We start from the raw sequence: 25,089 nt of genomic DNA on the forward strand, positions 1-25,089 counted from the left end.
AAGTAGAATTGTTTGTAAGAGGGACAGGATTGAGTGCTACAGAAACCGCTCACTTTTTTATAGACAATGTAGATACCGTGTTTTATTCTGATGGAATAAAAATTGTGGAAGAGAAGAATTATTATCCGTTTGGATTACAACATAAAGGGTACAACGCTGCTATAACAGGCAGATCCCACACCCTTAAATACAACAATACAGAACTTGAAGAAGGACTAGGACTTAATTGGTACGAGATGCCACTACGTTCCTACGACCCTGCCATCGCACGATGGAATCGTATTGACCCGATAGTACATCATGGGTTATCTACCTATAATGCCTTTGATAATAATCCGATATTTTATAGTGATCCTTCTGGGGGTAATGCCGAAAATGAAACCACCAATGGCGAAGCATCAAAACCAATATCTGAACATGAAGAACGGTATCTAAATCATGATTTTGCTGTAAATGGGATACGTTCATCACCTTGGAGAGGTCCTAATACACGATCTAATAGAGGTAGAGATTATGCTTCAATGGCTTCTGCAGGAATGTTCGATAATAATGGAGCTAGAAATGGTGGACGTATTACCATAAATTGGGGAAGTATACCCGATGATCAAGGAGTAACATGGACAAGATCAACAAATCACACCACAGATCCTTACGATGCTAATTTTGCAGAAATGATGTTTGGTAGTAGTAGTGGCACTGGAGGCAGTATGGATACAATGTTAGAATTAGATCCTGTATATGTCAAAGAAGGAGATTTTGCTAGTTATGCAAACGCTGCTTTGGATATTTATGGAGATCTTGAACATCATTACACTGGGTGGAACGATATTTTACTCGGATCAGGTTTGACACAAGTTAGGAGTAGATATAATGGAGGCGGATATAAGTCTATTAATAGAAAATATTACAAAGTATACAAGACGATAAGAAATGCAGGTAGACAATTACCCAAGCCCGGAGTGCAACGACAAACTTTGAAAAGAATTCTTTCTACTAGTAAACTGTCTGCAAGCTCTAAACTTATAAGAAGGGCAGGAATTGTAGGGAGTGTTTTAACTGCTGGAAATATATATATAGATGGAATGGATGGTAGTATTAATACATCAAGTCTTGTGGATGCTGGAATATTAGTATTAGCAGGAGCAGCTTCTATTATAGGAGCTCCTGTCGCTGCTGTTGTTGGAGCTGGAATTTTAATATATGGAGTATTAGATTATTCATTTGATATTAGTGGGCAGTTAGATGCAAAATTTGGAGAACATAAAATATTTGATTGATGTTAATAATAAAATGGTTAAAAGTCTGCTATGCAGCAATGATGTTTTCTGAAAAGAGAAAAAGTCCTGAAGGTTGGCAAAATAGAATGGTTTATGTTTTTAATTATTATATATTCTTTATTTTCGCTTCAATTTTTAGTAATATTCTAATGCATTTTAAAGTTTTTTCAAAAGACGATAAACTTTATATATATGGAGTTATGGGAATTCTTGCGATAGTAATTTTTAATAGTAATAAAAAATGGATTCTTAATTATTTAAGAAAAAATGATGTTTCTAAAAATTATAAAAAAAATAAAACCAAGGAACTTTTTTGCCTGATACTATTTTTTCTGAGCTTCTTGCTATTTCTAGGTTTATTTATTTTTTCTCACAGAATACAGAATTATATTTAATCTCCCGTTGGAGTATAAGTTATTATAACTAGCCCGATGACTCCAGACTCGTACCGATTAAGAGTAATTGGTAAGCGTGATAAAATAGAATCCACACTGGTTGATATACTGGTGTGGTTTTTACAAAAATACAATAGCTCCATAGTAATTTGGGTGTTCTTGTTTCCTACATAATTTCTCCCATTTTTTCGAAACCATCAAAAAATAAACAAAACATCATTCATGAAATCAATACTATATACACTTTTTAGAACAAGAAAAGGCTTAGAACTTCTCGATGACGAATTCGAAGATGATCTGAGAAGAAAAAGCATGGTGATTTTTGCCCTCTATGGGATGGTGCTATTTCTTTTCTATTTCGACGAAAGTCAAGAAGCGAATACATTTATAATAAACCTAGTACAATTATGTATCTGTATGTTTTTTTGCATCTTGTTAGGTTTGTTTTATGCTTTTATACTCTTCAAAATTGGACAATGGATTGACGGCAAAGCTAATTATATAGAAGTATTCTCTTTGTTGGCATATGTCTTTATACCTCTTATCATTGGGCATATACTGGTTGCATTTTTACAACATCCTAACTTGTCTGGTTATGAATTCAATACCCACAATACACAAACTGCAATTATATACCTAGGTAGGTTTGTTGCTTTGAAAATTCTTATTCAGGGACTAATGAAATTTAATCAATATGGATTTAAAAAGCTACTAATTAACATAGCTCCATTACTCATATTTTTGATAGGAGGTATAGCTATCAAGGTTCTACAATAGTTTGCAAAACCCTATTTGATCTCCGCTACACCAACTGAGCATCCATCCACTTAATTGCTCTATAATAGGTTGATTTGGCGATTCCGAATTCGATACACGTTTTATCCCTATTCACATCCGGGTATTTTTCGATGTATTTTCGCATAAGAATGGCTTTCTGGATAGATTCCATTTTTGGCGCTGCAGGCCTTCCTTTAGGTTCTTTCTTTTCTACTTTTTCTTTTTTTAATTCCTCAAAATTAAAGATAGCATCATAGTTTTCTAAAAGGCGCATTTCGTTTGGGGTTTTTAATACACGAAATGTCATGGATAGAATTGAATTGTCCGTATGCATTTTGACATGGTTATACACATATATCAACACCTTTGGTTTTTTGAAATCCTGCACCAAAACGGAGCCCCTTACTAATCTAAGTACTATATTTTTTTCACTGCTCAGAAAACCTACCAGTTCTTTAATCTCGCTTTGAGTAGCCAGACGTTGTACAAAATCAAATTTACTTTTTAGACTTTCTTGTTTTTCCTGTTTTCTCATGAATATACTTTAGGTTCTATTGCTACAGTAAAATAGAACGCATCCATTTTCTCTACTTAATTGATAAAGCAAAAATACGTACAATGAATATCAGTTTTTGAAACTCCAACTATGAAATACTTTATAAATTTTATCCAATCTTAAAAGCCGTTAAAAATAAGTTACTGTTATTAACTGCCGACCAATATGGCATTAAAATAGGATCATCGGAAGGACAGCTAGACACCCATTCATACAAAAGTTGTATATCAACATCAAAATCATCAGGAGCTACCTCATATATACCAATGAGTGACCCTTCTATTCCAGAGCGATGAAATTTGAGTTTATAAAACTTTTCATCTTCAAAAGTTAGATCAATTCCGATATTTTGAATCCAATCCACATCCTGTCCTCCTCCATAAAGTTGGGCTGCCCCACCATTATCATAAAAGAGTTGAATTTCCCCTTTAAAATCTGATTGATTCTCCAGGGCAGATACATCGATATGAGACCCCCCGATACCAAACATACTGAAGCCAGATCCTAATCCGGTAAATACAAAATTAAATTCCAGTGCATCGGATCGTTTCCATGTATATTTTTTGAACTTTACACCTCGATTCCAGAATGACCCTTCCCCTCCTGCAAATAAGCCTCTATTAACATCCTGTAATACAAATACTCCTAATGTTTTATCTAATAATTCCGAATCACCAAGGTCAATAGTTCGAAGATCAATCCAGACACCATCTTTTACTTCGACAAGATCCTTACCACTGTCTCCTGAGTCCAAGTCATTATTACAAACCACCACAGTGAACAATCCTTCTACATCACAAGAGGTAATGACAATATCAATTTGCGTAGGGTTAATAAAGTTTACTTCCGCAATCTCTATACTTTGCTCAACTATTTTAACGGTTGATCCGGGATCAAAATGATGCCCCTTTATCGTTACGGTTTGTGTAGTGTTTTTGGGTAATCTTCCTCGTATAACTTCTGTTATATAGGGAGATAAAAACAATCCGCTCTGGGTATTTTGATTCCCTCTTATAAATCGTGCTGTTCTAATCGTTCTCATATTGATGATGCTGTTTGCGCTGTTGTATAAAATTGTACTCGTAAGAACTGGGTTAGCTCTGATTCTATGGCAATAACTTTAAAACGCTGTAAATTTTCGTATCCAACGAGTTCAAAAATATCATTATCCCCAAGTGCAAACCCTGAATCAGGAGTGGGGATGCCAAATTCCTTGAAGCGAACCACTCTAGTTGTGTTTTCCGAAGAAATATTAGCTTCTACCATTATTGTAGCAGAGGTTGCTGCTTCTGGAACTGCTAAACTTGCAAAAACAGAAGAAGTCACTTCAAGGTCTTGATATCCCTCCATTTCTTCAGGGATTGGTAGTAAACCCACCTCCTTTGCATTAATCAATATTAATTCCTCCAAATAATTTAAAATTGTGGCTGTATTTCCTCTGGGATAGGTACGTTTTTGAATCCGATCTAGATAACTCATGAACTGTTTTTTTTAGGTAAAAGGATTAATGGGTGGTTTGGTTCCAGAGGGATACCCCCAAGCTACATTTTGGGATTTAGTAGCATCGACATCAAGATGAACAAAGGTATTTGCGACACCAATCCGTTTAAAACCTACTAATTTGGCAGCAACTACTAATTTATTTCTAATGGCAAGGGTAGGTGCTTTGATATCTACCGCCATACATTTAGGTGTTTTATGAGCAGAATTCGACACTCCTCCAACTTTACGATTCCAAAATGGCGTTCTTGCCCCTGAATTGATCATCTCAAAAATGGGAAGTTTGGTGAGCTTTGCCAACTTGGTCAACATTTCAATCAATCTTTTGTCCATACATATTCCTGATCCCGGACTATCCGGACTATCAAATTTGGTAAGATCAATCTTTGAACGCAGTTTCATTCTTGAAAGCACAATTGCCCCAATCACCATACAAGAAACAACCCCCAAAGCGTAAAGCATATGTACTTTATTCTTAGTTACCACAACCACATTGTTTGTTATTATTTCTTCTTTTCTGCCAGTCGTAAATTGTGATCCCAGTACGTACCATACTTACCAACAAGAAGGCTCCAAAAATGATATTCATAGTTATATTTCCTTTGTCTGGCTTCATTGTTGTTGTTTTTGATATTTTTTTAATTCGGCTTCCAACACATTAATTTTTTCTCTTTGCTTCAAGATGATCTGGCGCATTTCTTTGTTATCTTTCTCTAACTCTTCTATCCTTTCCTCCATTTTATCTGACCACGTAATCCAATTAGAGATTACTTTGTCATTCGACTGCTCATTAAGATTACGGATTTCAGCTTTTTTAAATTTCTTGTTCAACTGATGTTGAAAAAGAAACTCAAGTCCCCTCCAGAATCCCGTTGCACAAAAAAGAGCTATGATTAATTTTAAATATTCCATTTTATTCAAACTTTTGTTGCATTACTACCGTCACAATAGCAAGTAGACTAACACCCATGATAAGGAGTGGTAGTATACTATTCGTATTTCCTTTATTTAGTTTTTTTAGAGCGATAATCTGTTCAATCTCTTTCATAAGCCTTTTAATTTTATCCGCATAATTTGGGTCAGTGGCATATCCAGCTTTTGCTACTTCTTCAGCGAAGCGATACGGGTTCTTTTTATGCTGCATGGCATATCGATAGCGCACATTATTAACCAACAATCCTGCCCAATCTAAAAAGGAGTAAAAGGGGGACGGATAGGCACGAAACACATCTTTAATCTTATACTTCCATTTCCCCTTATACTGAATAGGGTATCCTGGATATATAAAAGGATAGTTTTTTGCAGAAGAGGTTGAATATTCCGTTGTAGTAATTAACTGACTCTGGCCATGTGACCATCCTCCATAATCTCTACCTGAACCTTTTTTAATCCCAAACATCATATTTCCTTTGATAGACTTTCCCCAACCAGTCTCTAATGCGCATTGTGCTAGGGCAAAAACCACAGGAATTCCTGATTTTTTAGATGCCTTTTTTGCATGCGCATAATATTGAATTACAAACCGTTCCTTTATTGTCATAATCTAAGGGATATTAAAAGCAGGAACTGTCGCAAATTCCAGTGGAGTTTTTGCAATATAGCTCGGGAAATTCAACACGATTTCATCTAGATCAGAGGTCAACTGTCCCTCAATAACAACTATTCCGAAGCTACTCATTCGGCAATAGAATTGATTCCCCTCAGTGCTTTGGGTGGTCCATGAAACAAAACCACTTACGCCCTCAGGAGCAGGTAATTTTAAAATAGTTCCTCCTGTTCCAAGAGAACCAAACTCTCCAGCTCCACCAACTTTTCGCAATCGAATGTCGATACAAGTCACCAAATTCTCATTTACAATTGCATATACATTTTGATCATTGAGGTAAAAGACTTTTTCTAAATCAATATTCTGATCATCAATCGTAAGAACTTCTTGCTGGTTTCTGCTAACAACCGTGGGTGTTGCATTTTGATTACTTTGATATCCCATGATTTTTTAATTAGTATATATTCTAATAAATTATTGTATTTCTGGCAGTACCATAATTAATCCAACCATACTGATTTAGATTGATCTAAAGCGAAGTTTTGTTCTTCAATAATGAGGATCAAACTATCATTCTGGTGTTGTAAACTTTTCATTTTTGTATCCTGCACCTCATTAATCTCTAGTAACGCCTTTCTTTCTCTTTGCAACTCATCTATTTCAATTTGAAACATTCGCTCATTATCTTCTTTGGGAATTAAAAAGAAAAGTGTCATAAACAAGGTTAGGCATAAGAATACTGGTAGCGCCCATTGATATTTTCGTTTCATAAGATTTCGTCTTCTGGGTATTCTGCATCTTTTCGTTTTCTCCTTAAAAAAGGGTCAAACAGATTCTCTAATAACAATTTGTGGAATATCATAGCAAACACAAACGATTGAAACAAACGTTGTATTTCCAAAAATTCATAGCCATTGATAAAATAAGTGAGAATTCCATACAAGAAACCAATGACCACCACTTGATACCTTGTTTGTAAAGAAAAGCCTAATCCATGAGCAATAAACTCACTCACTTTGTAATGCGTAAGGGCATAACTGATTAGAATAAAAGTCAACATATACGACCAATCTAAGGCTAAGATATATTGCGAAATTGAATAAAAAACTGCTTGCATGCTTTATGATTTTAGGGTGTTATGAATACTACTAATTTGATTTTGAATTTTTTTTAATTCTTGGTTGGGAAACTGTTTTTTTACCAGTTGAGCAATCACCACCAAACCAATACCACAACCCATGGCTGCAAGAATAAGTTTGATCAAAGTTTGATCGGTCATGGTGATGGTTACCTCGGTTTTTATACCATCCTTATCCACTAGCGCGTCCAAATAGGTTTTTAAATTTTTCTTCTTAGTTTCCATAGGTTTGAGCTTTGATCTGTTCGTGGATAGGGACCCCCATTTTATACTTCTGGTAGGTTGTTTTATCAATTCCATTTTGCTTGAATACTTTTCGCACCAGACTCAGGGTTTGATCATCAAAAACTCCAGTAACTTCTCCTTTCCATCCATGATTACGTAGGAGCCAAATTTGTAGGCGTTCTACTTCCTTACCTGAGCTTCCTGAAGTCAAAAACCATGGGGTCTTTTTAAGGGGTGTAGTTATCGGTTTTTCTGGAGTATTCTTTGTCGTTACATAGGCAAATTCTTTTTGGGGTGTATTAGGTTCGGCATGCTCTTGAAACTTCTTTCTACTCTTGCCAATCTTGTAGCTTGCAAATGCCAATACCCCTATGCCTATAATACTTGCGCCAATAATCCATTCTTTTTTTATGTTGCTTATAGTCATCGTTTTATAATTTTATTTGCCATCTTCATACTTTCAATATCATTACGTGAAAAGGAGGTTTTTCCTAAGTATTTTTTAGCTGCTTTATTGGTTTTATTTCCGAACATCCCATCTACACCATTTTTATGGGGTCCCGAACGTCCCAAATCTGCCTGATGTACTTTTAGTAAATACTGTTGCAACATCTCCACATCTTTCATACATGTTCCGTATGCAAGTGGATAGTTTTTTCTATTGGTGCATCGAAAACGTCCACCCACAGTAGTAGGAGCCGTGGTTCTTTTTGTTAAAGTACTAGTCATTTGACCTAATTCTTTAGATAACAGATCTGTATCGTCCTGACCTCTTTTTTTTCGGTAATACCAATACCCTATACCTCCAAGAGCCAAAGCTGTTACTCCCAAATACACCCATGTGTACTTAGGATCTTTTATTGTATTTCCTTTTAAAAGCGTCTTTTTTGTGTTCATAGCTTTATTATTTTTGTAGTATTTATGCGAGTCTATACTTAGGAAGATTTCTCACAGGTTTTTTTACTAAATCAGTCATTTCTGAACTGCTTAAAAAGGATCTTAAATACTGATACAAGTCTTTTTTGTATTGCACATAAAAAACACGGGATAGATCTGCTACCTGTGTTTTATCCTGTAGTCTTTTGAATACTTGTGCTACAGCTTCTTCATCATCATTAAAGCTTCTTTTGGCTTCTTTGATTTGTTTAGCAAACTTTGTTGCCTGTAGTTGTGAAAGACGCACTATTGGTTTTCCTTGCAACCATTTTTTGACATCATTTACATAATTCATATCAAATGATGCATTCCAATTGGGTTCTACCAGTGCGGTGGCTCTGCCTCCTTGATTGATCTTTACAGGTTTTGCAGTACTCGACATACTTCCTAATGAAATATCCGCTTCCTTTTTAGAGTGTTTGAATAGGAAATATCCCCCTATGGCCAAACCTGCAATTCCAATCACCCATCTCATGTCTTTTGATATATTCATCCTTATATTGTGTTTATGTGATTCTATAGGAAGGCAGTGTCGCTATAATGCTTAAAGCCGTTTTGATTTCATCACCATCCAATCGATTTTGAAGCTGATCTTTAAGATTCAGTTGATAGCTTTTATGGTATGCTTTTGCGACCTGAGATACCTGTACTTTGTCTTTTAGATTCCGCAAAACAGCATAAATTTGATCTTCCTTATCTCCCCCGAAATACCATGCACGAAAAGCATCATGAATTCTTTTGGCATGATTCCGCGCCATCGCATCATTGAGAAAGAGTACGTTTCCATGTACTTGATTTAAGACCTTGTTCATATAGGCGATATCTAATGCTTCTTCGTTTTCAACTCCTTTTGTAGGGTTAAGTCTTTTTGATAATTCAGTATATAAATCAGAGGCGAGATGATCACGCTTTCTGTTTCTGATCGCCACAAAACCCGCACTTAAAAAAAGTACTCCTACCAGTCCTGCTGTGATTTTTAATCCGACTGTTTTTCTCATTTGCTTACTACGTTAGTCCCCAAGCTTATAGATCTTCCTACTGGAGTCAACATGGCTATATCTGCAACATCTACTTTTTTGGAAGTATTCCATAGAATGACTCCTATGCTTGCCAATATGAGTAAGAGTGTCGCTGGGATAGCCACCGAAGCTACTTTAGAGAGGTTTTTAGACATCCCCATAAAGTTGCTCCCGATTTCTGTCACATCTGCAATGGCTCTGGTAGCTGCACTAGACACGTCTATGCTATTTTTCTTCAACCATGTATTAAAATCACCATTGGTAGTGCAGGTAGATGCCCCATTGGATTTCCATGTCAACATCCACAACATGCGCGCATTGGTTATTCCAACAGACTTTTTTAGGCTATTGAAATACGCAACCCATACTTCGCAGGGGTCATTAGATTCCGGGACCAAAAATGATAGATTCTTTATTTTTACTTCAATAGGCATATCGGATCAGGGTTTTAAAATCGATGTACTTGTGATGGAGCTGTCACGCTCTGAAAGCCCTAAATCTTCTAAAGCATCCAACAATCGCTGTTGTATACGAGCTTCTCTATCAAGAGCTTCCTTTTTAGTATGATTTAAGTACATATATCGCCCCAATAAGAAGCCTAGCGCAAAGGGGAACACAAAAGTTTTCATAGGGTCAGTCTTTCAGTTTTTTGTAGATATTTTTTTCCTCTACTCCTATTTCTTCAAGATATATCGCTACATCAAAACCAGGGTTTTCACTGCCCGATTTATGAGGAGCTTCATCAAAACCTAAAACTTGGATATTCGGAAAGTTCAGGGTATAATACCCTATTAAAATTTCTAATGTTCGTAGTTGCTCATTGGTTCGGGTATCTTTAGATTTTGTTTCTTTTTCGGTCCTTCCACCCACAAATGCAATGGTCTTAAAAACACCATTGATCCCTTCTTTACCTTCCGAAAAACCCCATAAGTCCACATCTGTTATATTGGCATCCGAAATAAGCGTATCTATTGTTCCATCAGGCTGAATAAGGATGTCAATACCGGGACGATTCCAACCCATTCCTCCTTGCCTGAGATCACTTGTATGAACCATTACAATTTCCTGTGGAGTAACGGATATACCTTCCCCTGTTTCTGTGCTTTGAATGACTAAAAAATCTATCTTTTTCATGGTCTTATTTTGTTTTTTACGTGTTATACATTGTGTTTTTTAATGGCGTGAAACCCTACGAGACGTACTACCGAGTAGCTCTTTTTTATCAAGCTGCGTATAATAGGTCAGAATAGTAATGGTCTGATAGGCTCCAATTTTGAAAAACCATCCATGCTGCCCATCGATGAGTGATCCTTTCATTTCAAAAACTTCGGCAACATTGCTAAAATTCTGAGGATGGTAATAATTAGAAAATCCGATGGGGATACTTTCCTTAGTACCTGTACTGTTTTCTTTTTCTAGTTTTAGCACCGTTAATCGATGCTGCCCCGACATCACAAACTTCACATGTCGAATTCGTGCAGGGTTGTGCATAAAATCCTCGCGTTTTGCATGATACTCTTCATTGATTAAAACCGCACTGCTTTCTTCTGCATAACTGATTTGGGTGATATCAGACGATAAAGGATCAGTACTAAACACGGTATTGCTATCAGAATCTATGACAATTCCTGTTCCCACCTTGCCTAAAGACAAGGTATAAACCACTTGATCCTCGCTAGAGAGGATACTATAGGTGTTATCTCCGCGATTCCCAACATAAAGAAATTGGTTATTTGGGTGATATACGATTTGATCCGGTGTGTTCCCAACCGCTATTGCTGTTCGAACTGTATTGCTTCCAAGATCTATAGGAATAACTACATTTTCACTCGATGATACCACATATAAAGAATTATTCTCAGGGTGATAGGCTGCTGTTGTAAGACCACCTTCAGAAAGTACAATGGTATCTACAATGTCAAATTCATCGCTGATCACAGTGATACTGTTGTCTTTTGAATTTACAACATACGCAAAGCCTGTCTCTTCAATTGTGGTAATACTAGTGGGGGCTTTCCCCACCACCAATGTCGCATCCACAGTATGTGTTTCAATATCAATCACACTAATGGTATCATCCCCTATATTGGCAACATATAGTTTCTGAGTAAAGGAATTAAAAGCGATGGTAATGGGTCTTCGACCCACCTCAATGGTATCAACCACTTCTAAATCAGTATTAATAACCGTTACGGTATTACCTATACAATTCGCCACGTAGACCCAACCGTATTTGGGGGAATTGGCTAACGTAATGGGAACAAGATCTACGGGCGAATCCCCATAGGGGCTACTACTACTAGTAGTAGATATAGGTATGAAGGAAACTACTTTCGTCATATGCATCACAGTAATATTATGAGATAATTGGTTTGCGATATAGGTATATCCATTCAATGGGTTTACAATCACCCCTTGGGCATATACGCCTGTGCCTTGAACTGAGCTTGTCGAAATCGTGGTTATCGTAGCATCTTCTATATCTTCAGGTAGGGTTGGACTAATCGGAGGTTTTTTATTCCCTGCCCACAGTCTGATGTCTCGCTCAATACCCGATGTATTGGTCAATGTCACTTGGGTGGCTTCATACGACTGTTGTAATTTTTTATAAAATTGCTCTTGCGTTAATTTTGAAACCGTTTTATATCGGGTGGGTACGGATCTAGGTATTTTCAATGGTCTAGCCTTATGGACACTAGATAAAGAAGAAGGCTTCTTTATTTCCGCCGTGAAAAAGTCTGTAGTTTCATCGTCCATCACAAATGAATCTTCTCTAGTATCCGGAATGGTTTGTTTCTTCAGAGTTGCCTTTTTGGATGTATCGTACCAAAGCCACACAGACACTAGCGTCATACCAATGCTTGCAACTGCCATTACTGTTATTTCGGTACTTTTTTTCATTAGGCTGCTGTATATTGATCGATGAATTGAATAATATCTTTGGTGCGTTGCACTTGCGAAGCACCGACGAATTCTGGGTAACGGTTAAATATTTTTGTAGCTGCATATACCGCTTCAATTTTTGGAAAACCATAATCCAAATACTGTCGGATACCGCATAAATCGGCAGTTTTTTGACTACGGGTATTTAAAAACCAATGGCATCCTTCATGGGCAAGAATCACAACACGAATGGGAATCGAAAATGTTTTAAACATACGCTGTGAGATTTGAACTCTTGGCATCTGCCTATGCGTCCTCGCAGGGGTGATCAATTCTTTTCCATGTTCATTGGTAATGGTGGGCAGGTATTGAAATAGAAATTCTTCTTTTGGACTATCATAAAACCCAGGAGGAACATAGCCTGCTTTTTGTGCAAATTGAATGGCAAAATCCATAAAACGTTCTTGTTCTGGAGTTGCCCAAAATTGGGGAGCTGCCATTTTGATAACGTTAAAATCAATAATCTCTATCCCTTGATCACCTCCTGTTTTTTTATCATAGATGTCGATTTCTAATTCCTCTGGAGTAACGGGTAAGGAGATATAGATCTTCCTTTTTTGCCCGTCTTCTAAAAAAGCTTTCCTGCGGAAATAATGGGTATTGGGAACAAAGGGATCATATACCTTAATACCAATAGACATTGCCCAATCAACCTTGATCAGGATGGCAATGGTAAAGCGTTGTTTATTAGAGGGTATCGGAATCAGCATGATGACCTTTAGTTTTTCTGAATGGATATGTATTTGTTTTTTTGAGATTGGTAGATTAATGTTCCTACGCCCCCAACCACAAGTATTCCTATCACTCCATATAAAATCAGTGTGGTTGTACTTTTGCCTTTCTTTTGATCTTCTGGTTCTTTGGCACCGATCCCTACTGCATAATCTGAAGGGGTATTAACAGTAGGTTGACCTTGGATGGGGTCAGAAGTATTCAATAAAGTATCGACCGCACCTCCTATTGCTGTGGCACCACCCAAATCAGTAACGGCTTGCCCTATCTTTTGTAGGGTGTCTTTTCTTCTTTTTCGCCGTTCTATTCGCTTGGGAGCATTTCGCCGTAGGGCACGTTTTTCTTGTCTCGCTTTTTTTCGAGCGGCTCTTTTCTCTTTGTTGCCAAAAATGAAATCATCATATTCTTCATTTAAAAGCATTTCTGTTTCTCCTGCTATCATGGTAGTAGTTTTAAAAGTTATTAATAAACACACATTACATAGAGTGTAGAATCTTGTGGATCGAAGGGTTTCTCCGGGTAGGGTTTGCCCACAAACGGATAATCTTTTGCCTCCCCTGCCTCCAATTCAAGACCATTGACTATGGCAGTGGTCGTTCCCACATTTTTAACAGAAGCATATAAAAAACCCAAGGGGAATACGCCTGATTCTGTAAATTCTTGTTCAATTAATTCAGCCAATACGCTCATTTGCTTTCACTTGTTTGTTCATTAGATACATCACTCCTGTAATAGCCAAAACTGTGATCCCTACACCGATACCAATTTTCATCATCTTCGAGGTATCCTTGGGTTGGTTTTGTTCTTCTTTCATTTTTTTGGGTATCATAGAATTATTTTTTTAGGCATTAGGTTGCCATCATCGGTTGATTAGGCATATAGGTTACTTGAGAGGGTTTTGATCTACTGGTTAAATAAATGGTGCCTCCCACCAGAAAGGTTCCTAAAATCGCTGCTCCTATAATCATGGTCTTTTTGTTTTTCTGTTTTTCCTTTTCTAAAGCTTTCTTAGCTTGTGCCTGTTTCAGTTTATGTTCCTTTTCCATTTTCCTGCGTGCTGCCACGGCTGCCACCATTGCGCTACGATTTTTTTTCTCTAAAATTCGGATCTTGTTTTGTAAATCTTTACGAATCTGAGCTGTCTGAGCGATGGCTTTGGATACTGAATTTGATGAACCGGAAGAAGACTTCCTTCCTTTCTTCCTTCCCTTTCCAATTTTTTTTACACCCTTTTTAATGAGTCCACCAACAGCTTTCAACCCCACTTTAAGGAGTGAACCAAAAAACTCGTCCTCTCCGTTATCGTGATAGGTGATATAGCCGGATTGCTCCAAACTGATCAGCTCCTTACTTTTTTGCTGTGCATGAATCGTAATCTGATCCCCTAATTCTTCTATAAAAGCATCACTGGTTTTCATCAGGTGTAAGACCGATTCTACCAATTCATCATTACTAGGAATGGTCTGGTAGGTAATGCCATGTTTTGCTATTAATCGTGTGATCGCATCGGGTTTGGTTAGAATAATATGGCTTACCAGTTCAATGGTCACGTTATATTGTTGCTGTTGCATACGTTTACTTTTGAGTTATGCTTTTCATTCCAATAAGATACCCTGAGATAAAAGCCAAAGCAATCACCACATATTCTTCCTTAAATAAGTTGGTAAGCCTCCCTTGTACAGTAGGGGCTTGCTTTTCGGGAGTGGTTTGGACTAGTTTTCGTTGTCGTAATTCATTCCATACCATCTGCACCTCAGATGCCAATTTTTGATCATTCGGGTTAGTATTGGATTTTTTGACGACCTGATTGTAATAACTTTTCACTTCCTGATCAGATGCATCCGAAAACTGATCTAAAAAAGCATCTTCATCACCAGATCCATTGTAATTAGAATGACCACAGGTACCACAAAAATTATCTTCCTCGTTATACGTATCCTGATTACAGGAATTACATTTCTTTGTACTTTTAACAAGCCCTAAAATTGCTTTTTTATCTGGGTGAAGCTGTAATAGTTTAGGAAGTACTTCTTTCCCTTTTTGTCGAATTAATGCCTTGGTAAGGCTAACCAATTTATGAGGATTGACAGAAGTCTCACTACCGAAGTCATGGAGCATTTCCTGAACTTTTTTAGGATTGCTGTACACCATATAATCGATGCTATTCTGGGCAAAGTTATTTCTCATAGCTATTGTCTTTTAGAAAGAAACAGCCAAAGCTCAGAATGCTTTGCTTTGACTGTTTCATCAGGGAATTGGGGTTAAAGAGTAGGAATTATTATATTATCTATATCGTGAACGTCTTCTCCTACCGGCTAAAGACATTGGGTATCTTCGTACTCGCCCTCTGGTACTTCTTCTTCTGCGAGAGGAAGGTACTCGTCGTCTTACACTGCGCACTCTCCTTGGTTTTATTCCAAATGCAGATGGACGTTTCCGTCTTCTACGTAAGTCAATTTGAGGCAATCCGGTGGTTCTGGGAACTCTTGATAATTCCGCCACATTTCTTCCTTTTAGAAGATTCCCCATATTGGCTCTTGCCTTAATTGTGAACGTAAATACCGCAGTGACGCCAGCATTGATGGTTAGACGTATGGAATTCTGACCCGTAACATCCATCTCAAAACCTTCTGAATCTATTAATTGTTGTGTGAAGTTTTGAGGTGATGTAGCATTACGTGGCTGAAATACTCTTACTGTATTTGATCCCGCTGCGGTTCTGGTGGTTAACTTAAGAACATTATCAAATTGCAAGGGGTCACTCACCGAATATTTCATCCCCGAAATCATAAACGGGTTGGATTTCGATTCTTCCCGGACTTCCTTGTGCGAACTTTCCTCCACAGTAACCGTAACTCCTGTAGGTTGGGCTGCTTCTTCATTACCTCCAAAAACAATGGCTTCGGCTGATTCTCCTGAAGTGTTTTTAATCACCACCGTTAGGGTACGGTCATTTGGGTCAATTTTACCGACTGAGGTCGTTCTATAGTCATCATAGGCTTCTTCTGGGTACTCTTCGATATATTCATCTTCATATTCTTCGTCATAATCATCGTAGGCATCTTCATTGCCTTCGAAACCACTATCGAAATCGTCTTCATCCTCCTGATCATCGTAACCGTCATAGATTTCCATATCACCACTATCATAGTCATCAAAATGATCTTCTGCATCATTCTGATATCGCATTAATTCATCATTATAATCACTCATCTTGTTTTGTGTTTAACTGTTCAGGACAGTGTTTACCTCCAGATAACTGGCAGCTCACAACGTAAAGTGGTTTCAACCACACCTGTTCAAAGGGTTATGAGGTCTTACCGGATAGTTTATGTTTTGCAGATGCTAACTCTTGTTTTTTTCTAGCTTGCATTGGTGCTATTCCATAAGTGCCTAACATTGCTCCTATGAAAATACCCATCACTCCAACAGTGATCATGCCACCAAAACTGTAACCTTTGGATTTTACCATGTGTCCTATTTGTTTTAAAAATTAATATCAAAAGGTGTCTAAACCTCTGGCTAAATTCAGAAGGTATTTTTACAGTTTTTTGAGTTCTTGGAAGTGAAAAGTGACGTGGAAATCGTGTTAAAGCAAGGATAGAAGGGAATACGGAATGATTAAAAGGGTACGAATTTTTCCTGTACAAAATTCGCTAGGTAAAAAGCCAGATATAATACTCCCTATCCTTAGGAAAAGGCTTTACATAGAAGAAGTCAATGTTAGCTGTAGGTGTTTTATAAAGTTCCGTTTAACTTGTGGTATTCAGATATTGCATTGCTAACCTGAGTCAGTAGTCTAAATAACTTATTGTTGATTAGAACAACGTCTGCTGTTAAATCCATTATTTTTTCATCGTCAATTTCGAACACACTTTTTATTAAGATCTCAGTATTCTTTGTTTTATGTGCACCAAGTTCATTTCTAATATATTTAAAGGTATTAAGGTTTTCATTTTTAAAATCGCTGAATTCTTTATTGATAGATTTTGAGACTTCAGCAAGTTCAGTCATATCATTTTTAATAAGTTCCTTTCTTAACTTATTTCCAAGCAAATAATTTACGTCAGACAAATATTCAAATACAATAATGGCAGAAATTCGTGAATAAAATTTCTTTTCTATTTCCTCATCGGCAGATTTATAATTCAAAATCAGTAAGGATAAGTCACTTTGAACTATTTTAGAATGAATCGATAATTCTGCACTTGCTTTATATCTATCTGATTTTTTTGCCTCCAATCCTTTTAGCATAGCAAAATCAAGGATTAAAGACTCAGGGATTTGTTTGTTAATACTTTTCTTTAATTTATCTAACATTTATTTTCTATGTCTTATGGTGAACTTATAGCTAATAATGGAATAAAGAAAAAGAATATATGTGTTTTAAATTCCATATAACTAATCGTTTATTTGAACTTTTAATTATATTCTATTTGAATTCCATATGAATTTTCCATTTCGAGCATTGATTTGCTCAAATCTGAATAAATTCTGTTACTTTCTTTAGATATTTCAAGTTCTTTTTGCTTAATTTCTTCTTCACTATAAGTTGGCGCATAAGCTTGTGCCTCCATATTACTCATACCATAATGGAATCCTTTTGGGGGCTCTGTTTTATACACTTCATTTTTAACATGCTCATAAATGAGTTTTTTTATGTTATCGACGCTTACGATGATAGAAATCTTAATTGTCTGATTTTTTAAAAAGTACCCTAATCTATTATCAAATTCCAAGTAAGGTTGAATTTTTCTTGGTGAAAGAATTTTATTTATATCTGAAGTATAAGAAACATTGGGGTTGTCCATTTTTAGTTTATTAAGGATAGTACTTTTTATATCATCAATATCTAAAGCACTTATAATTTTAACTATAACTTCTTCCATCGTTTTATTGAACTTTATTTTTGTATTCCTGATCATAGTATTCGAAAAGTTCTTCTCTATAAATCCTTATTTTGTCTAAATCCTGGATTTTAAACGATTTTCTACTAACAATCTTAACATATTTAAGATAATACGTAATATAAGTCTCCAGAGGTCTAATAATAGTACCCGGTATATTACTATAAAGGTTAATTATTGCTTGGTATTCTTCTTTAGCCATTTCTAACGCCAATTTATTAGTCTCCCTTTTATTGATATATCTTTGGTTTATTAAATTGGTAAGCAAAGAAATCAGGCCTCCAATCACAACCCCTATAAGCAGATAATATTCCTTAGTCATCGTTTATTTATATTTTAATCTCTTTTGAAATAGTAATTTATATCACTTACTCTTTTTATTTGTTCAGTGATGTGAGCTTCAGAACAATTTCGTGAATTTAAATAGGCTCTATGCATATCTATAAATTCTTGTTTTCCTATTCCTAATTCATTACACTTTACCAAAGACTTTGCAGCTCTTTCGGTATCGTAAGAGTGTCCTGAAAAAATATGATCTGATTCACCGTAAGAGAGCCTTATTAAATTTTCTAATTTCATGACTTAAGTTCATCGTTTTATTGAACTTATAGAACTTGTTACTGTACTCGAAGGGTAGCTGGAAAATCAAGTTTTACGACTATTGGCTTTCCATTAAAACTGCCTTGGAAAATTTTTGGTAGTGTCGCAAGTACTCTTAGTGCTTCTTTTTCCAAACCTTCTAAATCTGATTCTGCATCATAGGCTAAGAGATTTCCTCTTTCATCCACGCTTATTGAATTATTAATAATATAAGTTCCTGAAAGTAACCCCAATTTAGAAATAACTTCAGTATTAAAAGTTAGATTAAAATGTCGTATTACAGCTTTTCTAGCACATTCTTTAGGAGAATCTTTTTTACGTTTACATTTAATCTCTTTTTCCAGTGAAATTTCAACATCACCAAAATTGTAGACTAAAGAATCCTTTTCTTTATTAGATACCTTTAAAGAGTCTTGACCAAATGCTCCAAGATGTAAAATTAGTAATATCAATAAAATTGTATATTTCTTCATTGTTTTATTGAACTTTGATTATTGGTCTAATGACCGCAATTAATGTAACAAAGAAATCTCTACATATTATATAAAGTATATCTGAATCATTATATAAATTCATTTCTTGTACGCTTGTTATTTTATCGTTGAGATTTTCATAGTTATTTTCTATAATTTCCTGAATAGATACAAATTCTTCTCCTATCAGTTCTGTATTGTTTATTTTGAATGAACTTTCTCTATTGTACCAAACTTTACATACCACGCCTTCAAAAAAGTCTATTCTCCATGGCTCACCATTAATTCCACTATATTCATTTTCTTTTTTGTCAACAGAGTTGTCTTTGATTAAACCAGAAGACAAAAGCTCTTTTTTGGAATCGCCTAACTGAACAATGGATTCTAATCTAGAAGAATCCCATTTATAAAAATACTTATCTATTTTACTCAATTGTTATCGTTTATTTAGACTTTGTTATTTTAAAATTAAATCGATTTAGGTGTTTTCTGAAATCATTTAGTTCATTGACAGCTCTAAGAACATCTACAGTTGTATAATTCCTTTTATTTTCTGTTAAAGGACCATGTATTTCATTTCTGTATAAAAAACACTCTATAAGATGGCATTCGTCATCATTACAATTGTCTTTAATTGTTACAAAACCGTTTGTGCCTTCCGTATATGAACCCTTATCCATTCTTAACCATTGCTGTGCTTCACTATATTCTAATCTATATTCTGTTTCCATCCTTTTATTGAACTTTAGTAATTGCTTGAAGAAAGATAATTCCATTAGGTGAATTACTATGAGAAACACCACCTTGTAAGTCCCAACCATCATTAATTAAATCATTTACTTCTTCATGGAATCTTGCTATATCTTTTTCCATTACCACACTATACTTGTTCATAATTTTAGGTTTTAAGATTATCGTTTATTTAGACTTTACGTATGTTTTATTTATTTTATTCATCTAGATAGTTTGCTATTAAAATATATGCTTGACTACCGATAAAAGACGCCTTTTGTTGATCTTCTAATATTACTGCTTTTGGTACCGAATTAATTGGGCATTCTATACTTAGTAAATCTTTTTTGAAAGACTGTAATTTGTTTACTATATCTATATTAGATATAATTTCATTAAGCTTTAAGGCTCCTTCAATTCCAACAAGTAAATTGTTTATCATATACCTACTATGTATATTTCTATTTGTTAACTTGTCTTTTATTTCAAACTTTTTCATCGTTTTATTGAGCTTTAGTTTTATAATTTCTTCCTTTCAACATTGACAAAATAATATTTATTATGAAAGCAATTTGTCCTGCGATTATGATTATAACACATATCCATATAGATGAATCAGGAACATAAGTGTTGACATAATAACTATTACCTAAAAAAAGATTTGTTAAAAGCCTTCTAATACTACTTGCCAATATAATACCAACAGTAAAAATAAGATGCAATGCATTTAGTGAAACTAAAGTGTTGAAATTAAAATTATCCAAGATCTTATAAATCAGTCCTGTGAACCCAAAAAATCCACTTAAGAGTCCTAGTATTTGTTTTTGGGAAATTACAAAATAAGTGTCATGTATATTAATGTCTATTGTTTGATCTTCCTGATAAAATGATAAAAGCAATAATAAAGGAACAAAACTCCAAAATACTACATATGGCTTTTTCAATAACTTTAATATCATCGTTTATTTAGACTTTTATTTTTTCTATTGAACTTAACGTAATAGCTTTTTATATGCTTTGTTAACAGTATCTAAATCTATTCCAAGTTCTTTTATTTGATTATCATCGTAATTTTCTGGACTAAGCCAATATTCTGATTTACCTTGACACCTTTCGGCAAGATCTATGTCGAAATGTCTTAGGGGTATTGCCGCTGCAGACCAATATTTTACTAACAGACTTTCTCTTTCATCGTTTCTATGGTTCCCTTTACCCAAGTCTCTATAATATAATTGAGTTTCATTAAGAGCCATAGATATAGCTCTTAAAGCCGTATCTTTTAATTCCCTTCGGTCTTTTGACAAAGTTGCAATCGGTCCTAATATTTTAGTTAGCCCTGATAATAAAAAGGATATATCCATTATATTTGTTTTAAGAGTTAATATAGAATCATTTTATTGAACTTTTTTATTTTTAGAATATCGTCCATGGATCAAATCCTGAGGCTTGAATCGCTGGTGCAAGTTCTTCTGCAATAAATTCTTTTTCTTCAGTATCCAATTCGTCCCATGGAAGTTCATCGACAATATTTGAAACTTGTTTGAGCTTAGTTTCTGAAGATTCCTTTGAATTATAAATCTTTTCAAGTTTTTTAAGGAAGTCATTCGTAGCTTTTCTGAGAATCAAAATTACTGATTGTTCAGACGGATTTAGTCCACGAGCTTTCCAATTATTTGGGTTTTCGTATATGTCTGAAGTTTTTATTTTTTTTATTATACTTTCAAAATTGCTGTCAGTCATATTAGTCTTTAAAGTTTTATTGGTCAATTTATCTTTTTCTACATTTTGTCCATTACAAGAGGTCAAAAAAAATGCTATTATAATTATGTGAAAGATGGATTTTATCATCGGTTTATTGAACTTTTAATTAAGTATAAATTGTTTTCTATCTTTCCATTCTTTTAACCCTTCTACAAATCGATATATTATAGAATGATAAAATTATAACTAAATTAAATTCTATCAAGATCTAACACGACGTCCTGTTCGTAATATTTCATCATAACGGCATACTACATAGTTTTCATAAACAGTAAATAAGTATGGAGTATCTTCTTTAGGCGGATCTCCCAGAAAGAAAATATATGCTTTCTTTTTAGTCTCTTCATCCTCATCATTTTTTTGTTCAATAGTTGCAAAGACAAGCTCATTGAGAATTTTCGTCTTTTTATGATTACTTAACTGAATCAAGTCAATTGAAATAGTATAATTATTTTTAGGCTCATTTCTTTCATCATTTTTAATCCACTTGTCAAATTCATAAAGTTGAATAAATAATCGATTCTCTCTTTCGATAACATTATCATCGCTCAAAGAAACTCTACCAAAATAAATTTTTCTCCCTTTATACTGCCCTTCACTTTTTCCCTTGATTCTTTTAAATAAAAATCGATATTCTGAATGTATATTCAAAATTTCCAGAGAATTGTCTCGGTTGTTTGGGAAATTTAGATAGAAATCAACAATTTGTCCCAAAGCAGTAACTACCCTATTTCTTTTTCTTTCTTCAGATTGAAGATTATCAATTACACCTCTAACATTCTTAATAATTCTAGGATTCAAATGATCATTCTCTTCTTTATTTGTTTTGATAGTTTTCCTCGAAGGCTTAACCAACTTACTTGGGTATGGAACAGGAAACAACCCGTTTACACTAACATCTATAATTCTAGATTGATTCTGAAGCTCCGTATATTGACTAAAAGTGCACTCAAGTGTATGAGTGACCCCTTGTTCAGTTTTAAAATACGGTCTTGGTTTATGATGTTTTTCAAAAGAACATGGTATTAATCGAATTCTACAATTCACATCAATACACTCATAATTTGCTTTCTCAACAGAAATTAGAAGTTTTAATTCCTCAGCTTCTATCTCTTCTCCTGTTAATTTATCTCTTGCAATATTCATCGTTTACTTAGACTTCAAAATTTCTTCTTAAGGTACTTGAATTATAAATCATACCATTTATGGTAGCAATTGCGGATTGAATTTGTTTGACTGTATGCATGGTTATGGCTTATTTGATTTATCTATTTTTATTTGCTGGTTTTGATATTTTTTTTCAAAGTCAAATATTTTATCATTATGATATACTTCCATCTTTCTTAGATCTTGTATATCTATGGGACCTACAACAAAATTAAAAGGCAAACTATCCGTTAAAGTTATAATTACTGTATATAATTGATACTTAGGTGAACCGTAATTAGTTGTCATCATTACCTGAAGTTTGCGAGTAAAGTTTTCATGAAAAAAAACTCCTGCTGTCTCATGAAAACTTTTTCTTTTGTACCCACTGATAGTTTGGCTGCTAATTTCTAAAACAATTTTTGAATTAAAACCATGTTCATATTTATCATCCACATATATATTAGAAAAATCTATAAACTCATTTGTTTCAATTGCTCCAAACGATTTTTTGAAAGGTTTTTGTGAGTTATCTTGTTGATGTATTCCATAATATCCGAATTTAAAAATACTATCAAATCCCTTGAAATTATTGCCGTTTTCTTGGAAGAATTTTCTGCTTTGAGCTTCGAAGTCCAGATTGTCTAATATTGGTCTTGATTCATTCAGCTTGTCTCCAATGTTCTGAATTATTTCCTTATTATTATTATCGTTATTATCTATAATTTTATCTGATAACGATTCTTGAGATTCTATTATTTTGTTAGAGGTTTTAAAAGAAGATTCTGTTCTAGATTTTTGTATATAATAGTTGCCAATAGCCCCAAAAACTGCCATTATTACAACGCCGACTGCAATTATTACGATTCCAAATATCATATTTTTATCCATCGTTTATTTAGACTTTAGTTAATAGCACCTTGATTAAGAAGTATGTATTTTTGTTTTTTCTCACTAAAAGGAGAAATCATTTCTTTTTCTTTTACTCTTATTTCTTTAAAGTAGACGGAAACGTCACTATTACTAGTATTGTTATTTAATAGCACATAATGATCTCTTGGCATTTTTTCTAACTCCTTAATTAGTTGTTCTACTGTTGTCATAATATCAATAGTTTATATGAATTTTGCTTATTATTGAATGGTTTATTTAGACTTTTACCAATTACTCTATTTCGTATTGATTCCAATTCTGATAGCATCTTCAATGACCATTTTTAAACAGTGTTCATCTTTGGGGTCTAACTTAACCGATAGTTTGTCTTTAATGGTTTCATTAAAAATCTTTTTAGCGGCATCTTTAATATTTGTATTAGTCATTCTTTTATCTTTTGAATCGTTTATTTAGACTTTAGTTTTTTATAAATAACTTTCATTATTGATTCCCTTTTCTGAAACTCCTTTCCGCATCCTTCACATAATAGAGGTAAAGGATCTGGTACCATTCCAAATTTTTCAGCAAATGATTTACAAAATAGAGCCATCATTTTATTGCAAATGACAAAATTCATATTCACTAAAATTCAACAAAAAAACCATACGGTTTTTACGGTTTTCCTCAGAAACAAATACTTTTCGATTAAATACAAAAAAAACTGGCGATTAACCTGATTTTCAACTAACAACACAAATGCTAAATAGAACCAATAATTTAATCTAATGGGAAAATCAATGGAGCCTTTTAGAATATTGTATTTTTGTAGTTCCATTTTCATAGTCTATAATAGACCCCAATTATTTTATGTGTCTTTTGCAATTAGCATTATCGACATCTTGATCGTTATCCCAAAACATCGCTTTGCAAACCTTACAATTCCTCCGACCTCGATGAGCTAAATATTTGTATAAAGTGGCTTTGGAATTAATATCGACTAATTTCATAATTTCAGTGATAGAAAGCTGATTTTTTTTGTCTCGGTAATCGTTTTCTGCTAAAATGGCTTGTGCTTCAGCTTTTTTACTTAGCCCTTTTCGTCTGCCAATTACAGCACCTCTTCTTCTGGCACTTTCCTGTCCAGCTAATGTTCTTTCTACAATAATATTGCGCTCCATTTCGGCAACTGCACTAAAAATAGTAAGCACAAATTTTCCATGAGCAGAGGTTGTATCAATAAATGGCTCTTGTAAACTTCTAAATCCTACTTCCAATTGTTCAAATTCATCTACAAGCTTTAGCATATGAGAAACACTTCGAGCGATTCGATCCATCTTCCAAACAATGACTACATCTTCTTCACGTAACTTACTTAAAAGTGAATCAAGGTTTTTTCTATTTGTTTTCGCGCCGGAAGAAACATCTTTATAAATATTCTTTTCTTTTACTCCTGCTTTTAACAAAGCATCAATTTGCAAATCAAACTTTTGGGAAGGTACTAATTCGTGCATATCCAAATAACATAATAGTTCATTTAAGTGTTAAATTATAAA

Annotated in this window: 46 protein-coding genes; 3 read left to right on the forward strand and 43 right to left on the reverse strand. The window is 34.5% G+C overall.

Annotated features, from left to right (window positions below; translation table 11 throughout):
- The 3 genes from DZ60_RS22820 to DZ60_RS0109700 form a co-directional block, all read left to right on the forward strand.
- The coding region (locus DZ60_RS22820; protein ID WP_034229318.1) for an RHS repeat-associated core domain-containing protein at positions 1-1,277 on the forward strand (1,277 nt) is incomplete at its 5' end.
- Positions 1,277-1,672: a hypothetical protein gene (locus tag DZ60_RS0109695; RefSeq protein WP_025741884.1), complete on the forward strand. Its 396-nt coding sequence runs from the start codon at positions 1,277-1,279 to the stop codon at positions 1,670-1,672. The genes DZ60_RS22820 and DZ60_RS0109695, both read left to right, overlap by 1 nt.
- 222 nt (positions 1,673-1,894) lie before the next feature.
- On the forward strand, positions 1,895-2,449 hold the full coding sequence (locus tag DZ60_RS0109700) for a Yip1 family protein (protein WP_025741885.1): 555 nt from the start codon (positions 1,895-1,897) through the stop codon (positions 2,447-2,449).
- A gap of 25 nt (positions 2,450-2,474) precedes the next feature.
- On the opposite strand, the gene DZ60_RS0109705 is transcribed toward DZ60_RS0109700, so the two are convergent.
- The 43 genes from DZ60_RS0109705 to DZ60_RS22840 form a co-directional block, all read right to left on the reverse strand.
- On the reverse strand, positions 2,475-2,984 hold the full coding sequence (locus DZ60_RS0109705) for a hypothetical protein (protein WP_025741886.1): 510 nt from the start codon (positions 2,982-2,984) through the stop codon (positions 2,475-2,477).
- A gap of 130 nt (positions 2,985-3,114) precedes the next feature.
- On the reverse strand, positions 3,115-4,047 hold the full coding sequence (locus DZ60_RS0109710) for an IPT/TIG domain-containing protein (protein ID WP_025741887.1): 933 nt from the start codon (positions 4,045-4,047) through the stop codon (positions 3,115-3,117).
- Entirely contained in the window at positions 4,044-4,484 is a 441-nt protein-coding gene (locus tag DZ60_RS0109715; RefSeq protein ID WP_025741888.1) for a hypothetical protein, read from the reverse strand. The genes DZ60_RS0109710 and DZ60_RS0109715 overlap by 4 nt, the downstream gene beginning before the upstream one ends.
- 12 nt (positions 4,485-4,496) lie before the next feature.
- On the reverse strand, positions 4,497-4,967 hold the full coding sequence (locus DZ60_RS0109720) for a D-Ala-D-Ala carboxypeptidase family metallohydrolase (RefSeq protein WP_081740455.1): 471 nt from the start codon (positions 4,965-4,967) through the stop codon (positions 4,497-4,499).
- Positions 4,968-4,980: 13 nt separating this feature from the next.
- The gene (locus DZ60_RS25105) at positions 4,981-5,121 is read right to left on the reverse strand and encodes a hypothetical protein (RefSeq protein WP_161634380.1); all 141 of its coding nucleotides are present in this window, start codon (positions 5,119-5,121) and stop codon (positions 4,981-4,983) included.
- The gene (locus tag DZ60_RS0109730; protein ID WP_025741890.1) at positions 5,118-5,417 is read right to left on the reverse strand and encodes a hypothetical protein; all 300 of its coding nucleotides are present in this window, start codon (positions 5,415-5,417) and stop codon (positions 5,118-5,120) included. Before DZ60_RS0109730 ends, DZ60_RS25105 begins: the two co-directional genes overlap by 4 nt.
- 1 nt (position 5,418) lies before the next feature.
- The gene (locus tag DZ60_RS22825) at positions 5,419-6,045 is read right to left on the reverse strand and encodes a glycoside hydrolase family 73 protein (protein WP_025741891.1); all 627 of its coding nucleotides are present in this window, start codon (positions 6,043-6,045) and stop codon (positions 5,419-5,421) included.
- A 3-nt stretch (positions 6,046-6,048) separates the two neighbouring features.
- On the reverse strand, positions 6,049-6,495 hold the full coding sequence (locus DZ60_RS0109740) for a hypothetical protein (RefSeq protein ID WP_025741892.1): 447 nt from the start codon (positions 6,493-6,495) through the stop codon (positions 6,049-6,051).
- A gap of 56 nt (positions 6,496-6,551) precedes the next feature.
- Complete coding sequence (locus tag DZ60_RS22830) at positions 6,552-6,821, reverse strand: hypothetical protein (protein WP_025741893.1); 270 nt, start codon at positions 6,819-6,821, stop codon at positions 6,552-6,554.
- Positions 6,818-7,168, reverse strand: a complete 351-nt coding sequence (locus DZ60_RS0109750; RefSeq protein ID WP_025741894.1) for a hypothetical protein — start codon at positions 7,166-7,168, stop codon at positions 6,818-6,820. Before DZ60_RS0109750 ends, DZ60_RS22830 begins: the two co-directional genes overlap by 4 nt.
- A gap of 3 nt (positions 7,169-7,171) precedes the next feature.
- Complete coding sequence (locus DZ60_RS0109755) at positions 7,172-7,414, reverse strand: hypothetical protein (protein ID WP_025741895.1); 243 nt, start codon at positions 7,412-7,414, stop codon at positions 7,172-7,174.
- A complete protein-coding gene (locus DZ60_RS0109760; RefSeq protein WP_025741896.1) occupies positions 7,404-7,841 on the reverse strand; it encodes a peptidoglycan-binding domain-containing protein in 438 nt (145 codons plus the stop codon). The genes DZ60_RS0109755 and DZ60_RS0109760 overlap by 11 nt, the downstream gene beginning before the upstream one ends.
- Positions 7,838-8,311, reverse strand: coding sequence for a hypothetical protein (locus DZ60_RS24165; protein WP_025741897.1), 474 nt, complete (start codon positions 8,309-8,311; stop codon positions 7,838-7,840). Before DZ60_RS24165 ends, DZ60_RS0109760 begins: the two co-directional genes overlap by 4 nt.
- Before the next feature lie 22 nt (positions 8,312-8,333).
- A complete protein-coding gene (locus DZ60_RS0109770; protein WP_025741898.1) occupies positions 8,334-8,843 on the reverse strand; it encodes a hypothetical protein in 510 nt (169 codons plus the stop codon).
- Positions 8,844-8,856: 13 nt separating this feature from the next.
- Positions 8,857-9,348, reverse strand: a complete 492-nt coding sequence (locus DZ60_RS0109775) for a hypothetical protein (protein ID WP_025741899.1) — start codon at positions 9,346-9,348, stop codon at positions 8,857-8,859.
- Positions 9,345-9,803: a hypothetical protein gene (locus DZ60_RS0109780; RefSeq protein WP_025741900.1), complete on the reverse strand. Its 459-nt coding sequence runs from the start codon at positions 9,801-9,803 to the stop codon at positions 9,345-9,347. The genes DZ60_RS0109775 and DZ60_RS0109780 overlap by 4 nt, the downstream gene beginning before the upstream one ends.
- A 6-nt stretch (positions 9,804-9,809) precedes the next feature.
- Positions 9,810-9,998, reverse strand: a complete 189-nt coding sequence (locus tag DZ60_RS25110) for a hypothetical protein (RefSeq protein WP_025741901.1) — start codon at positions 9,996-9,998, stop codon at positions 9,810-9,812.
- Between the two features lie 4 nt (positions 9,999-10,002).
- Positions 10,003-10,503: a hypothetical protein gene (locus DZ60_RS0109790; RefSeq protein ID WP_025741902.1), complete on the reverse strand. Its 501-nt coding sequence runs from the start codon at positions 10,501-10,503 to the stop codon at positions 10,003-10,005.
- Positions 10,504-10,542: 39 nt separating this feature from the next.
- Entirely contained in the window at positions 10,543-12,270 is a 1,728-nt protein-coding gene (locus DZ60_RS0109795; RefSeq protein WP_025741903.1) for a YncE family protein, read from the reverse strand.
- A complete protein-coding gene (locus DZ60_RS0109800; protein WP_025741904.1) occupies positions 12,270-13,022 on the reverse strand; it encodes a hypothetical protein in 753 nt (250 codons plus the stop codon). Before DZ60_RS0109800 ends, DZ60_RS0109795 begins: the two co-directional genes overlap by 1 nt.
- 8 nt (positions 13,023-13,030) lie before the next feature.
- Positions 13,031-13,486, reverse strand: a complete 456-nt coding sequence (locus tag DZ60_RS0109805; protein WP_025741905.1) for a hypothetical protein — start codon at positions 13,484-13,486, stop codon at positions 13,031-13,033.
- 20 nt (positions 13,487-13,506) lie between these two features.
- Entirely contained in the window at positions 13,507-13,734 is a 228-nt protein-coding gene (locus DZ60_RS0109810) for a hypothetical protein (RefSeq protein ID WP_025741906.1), read from the reverse strand.
- Positions 13,718-13,873, reverse strand: coding sequence for a hypothetical protein (locus DZ60_RS25115; protein WP_161634381.1), 156 nt, complete (start codon positions 13,871-13,873; stop codon positions 13,718-13,720). The genes DZ60_RS0109810 and DZ60_RS25115 overlap by 17 nt, the downstream gene beginning before the upstream one ends.
- A gap of 19 nt (positions 13,874-13,892) precedes the next feature.
- The gene (locus DZ60_RS0109820; protein ID WP_025741907.1) at positions 13,893-14,615 is read right to left on the reverse strand and encodes a hypothetical protein; all 723 of its coding nucleotides are present in this window, start codon (positions 14,613-14,615) and stop codon (positions 13,893-13,895) included.
- A 4-nt stretch (positions 14,616-14,619) separates the two neighbouring features.
- A complete protein-coding gene (locus tag DZ60_RS0109825) occupies positions 14,620-15,231 on the reverse strand; it encodes a hypothetical protein (protein ID WP_025741908.1) in 612 nt (203 codons plus the stop codon).
- 96 nt (positions 15,232-15,327) lie between these two features.
- Positions 15,328-16,257 (reverse strand): hypothetical protein, encoded by a 930-nt coding sequence (locus DZ60_RS0109830; protein ID WP_025741909.1) that lies wholly within the window; start codon positions 16,255-16,257, stop codon positions 15,328-15,330.
- A gap of 94 nt (positions 16,258-16,351) precedes the next feature.
- Positions 16,352-16,516: a hypothetical protein gene (locus DZ60_RS25120; RefSeq protein ID WP_161634382.1), complete on the reverse strand. Its 165-nt coding sequence runs from the start codon at positions 16,514-16,516 to the stop codon at positions 16,352-16,354.
- 266 nt (positions 16,517-16,782) lie between these two features.
- On the reverse strand, positions 16,783-17,364 hold the full coding sequence (locus tag DZ60_RS0109840) for a hypothetical protein (RefSeq protein WP_025741910.1): 582 nt from the start codon (positions 17,362-17,364) through the stop codon (positions 16,783-16,785).
- 101 nt (positions 17,365-17,465) lie between these two features.
- Positions 17,466-17,933 (reverse strand): hypothetical protein, encoded by a 468-nt coding sequence (locus DZ60_RS0109845; protein WP_025741911.1) that lies wholly within the window; start codon positions 17,931-17,933, stop codon positions 17,466-17,468.
- A 4-nt stretch (positions 17,934-17,937) separates the two neighbouring features.
- The gene (locus DZ60_RS0109850; protein ID WP_025741912.1) at positions 17,938-18,273 is read right to left on the reverse strand and encodes a hypothetical protein; all 336 of its coding nucleotides are present in this window, start codon (positions 18,271-18,273) and stop codon (positions 17,938-17,940) included.
- Positions 18,274-18,287: 14 nt separating this feature from the next.
- A complete protein-coding gene (locus DZ60_RS0109855) occupies positions 18,288-18,530 on the reverse strand; it encodes a hypothetical protein (protein ID WP_025741913.1) in 243 nt (80 codons plus the stop codon).
- Positions 18,531-18,568: 38 nt separating this feature from the next.
- The gene (locus tag DZ60_RS0109860) at positions 18,569-19,024 is read right to left on the reverse strand and encodes a hypothetical protein (RefSeq protein WP_025741914.1); all 456 of its coding nucleotides are present in this window, start codon (positions 19,022-19,024) and stop codon (positions 18,569-18,571) included.
- A gap of 4 nt (positions 19,025-19,028) precedes the next feature.
- Positions 19,029-19,457 carry a hypothetical protein gene (locus DZ60_RS0109865; protein WP_025741915.1) on the reverse strand — a complete coding sequence of 143 codons (429 nt, stop codon included), beginning with the start codon at positions 19,455-19,457 and terminating at the stop codon, positions 19,029-19,031.
- A gap of 10 nt (positions 19,458-19,467) precedes the next feature.
- The gene (locus DZ60_RS0109870) at positions 19,468-19,755 is read right to left on the reverse strand and encodes a hypothetical protein (protein WP_025741916.1); all 288 of its coding nucleotides are present in this window, start codon (positions 19,753-19,755) and stop codon (positions 19,468-19,470) included.
- A gap of 4 nt (positions 19,756-19,759) precedes the next feature.
- Positions 19,760-19,918 (reverse strand): DUF1737 domain-containing protein, encoded by a 159-nt coding sequence (locus DZ60_RS24685; protein ID WP_081740456.1) that lies wholly within the window; start codon positions 19,916-19,918, stop codon positions 19,760-19,762.
- Between the two features lie 55 nt (positions 19,919-19,973).
- The gene (locus tag DZ60_RS0109880) at positions 19,974-20,198 is read right to left on the reverse strand and encodes a hypothetical protein (protein WP_152537407.1); all 225 of its coding nucleotides are present in this window, start codon (positions 20,196-20,198) and stop codon (positions 19,974-19,976) included.
- A gap of 550 nt (positions 20,199-20,748) precedes the next feature.
- Positions 20,749-21,117 (reverse strand): hypothetical protein, encoded by a 369-nt coding sequence (locus DZ60_RS0109890; RefSeq protein WP_025741919.1) that lies wholly within the window; start codon positions 21,115-21,117, stop codon positions 20,749-20,751.
- A gap of 52 nt (positions 21,118-21,169) precedes the next feature.
- A complete protein-coding gene (locus DZ60_RS0109895; RefSeq protein WP_161634383.1) occupies positions 21,170-21,496 on the reverse strand; it encodes a hypothetical protein in 327 nt (108 codons plus the stop codon).
- 222 nt (positions 21,497-21,718) lie between these two features.
- Positions 21,719-22,663 carry a hypothetical protein gene (locus DZ60_RS0109900; protein WP_025741921.1) on the reverse strand — a complete coding sequence of 315 codons (945 nt, stop codon included), beginning with the start codon at positions 22,661-22,663 and terminating at the stop codon, positions 21,719-21,721.
- 102 nt (positions 22,664-22,765) lie between these two features.
- A complete protein-coding gene (locus DZ60_RS0109905) occupies positions 22,766-23,554 on the reverse strand; it encodes a hypothetical protein (RefSeq protein WP_025741922.1) in 789 nt (262 codons plus the stop codon).
- A gap of 14 nt (positions 23,555-23,568) precedes the next feature.
- Positions 23,569-23,766, reverse strand: coding sequence for a hypothetical protein (locus tag DZ60_RS0109910; protein ID WP_025741923.1), 198 nt, complete (start codon positions 23,764-23,766; stop codon positions 23,569-23,571).
- Positions 23,767-23,832: 66 nt separating this feature from the next.
- Positions 23,833-23,982, reverse strand: coding sequence for a hypothetical protein (locus tag DZ60_RS25125; RefSeq protein WP_161634384.1), 150 nt, complete (start codon positions 23,980-23,982; stop codon positions 23,833-23,835).
- Between the two features lie 414 nt (positions 23,983-24,396).
- Positions 24,397-25,047, reverse strand: a complete 651-nt coding sequence (locus DZ60_RS22840; RefSeq protein WP_051477621.1) for a recombinase family protein — start codon at positions 25,045-25,047, stop codon at positions 24,397-24,399.
- Positions 25,048-25,089: the final 42 nt, after the last annotated feature.

Origin of the sequence: Aquimarina pacifica (genome assembly GCF_000520955.1) — a bacterium.
Classification (GTDB): Bacteria; Bacteroidota; Bacteroidia; order Flavobacteriales; family Flavobacteriaceae; genus Aquimarina; species Aquimarina pacifica.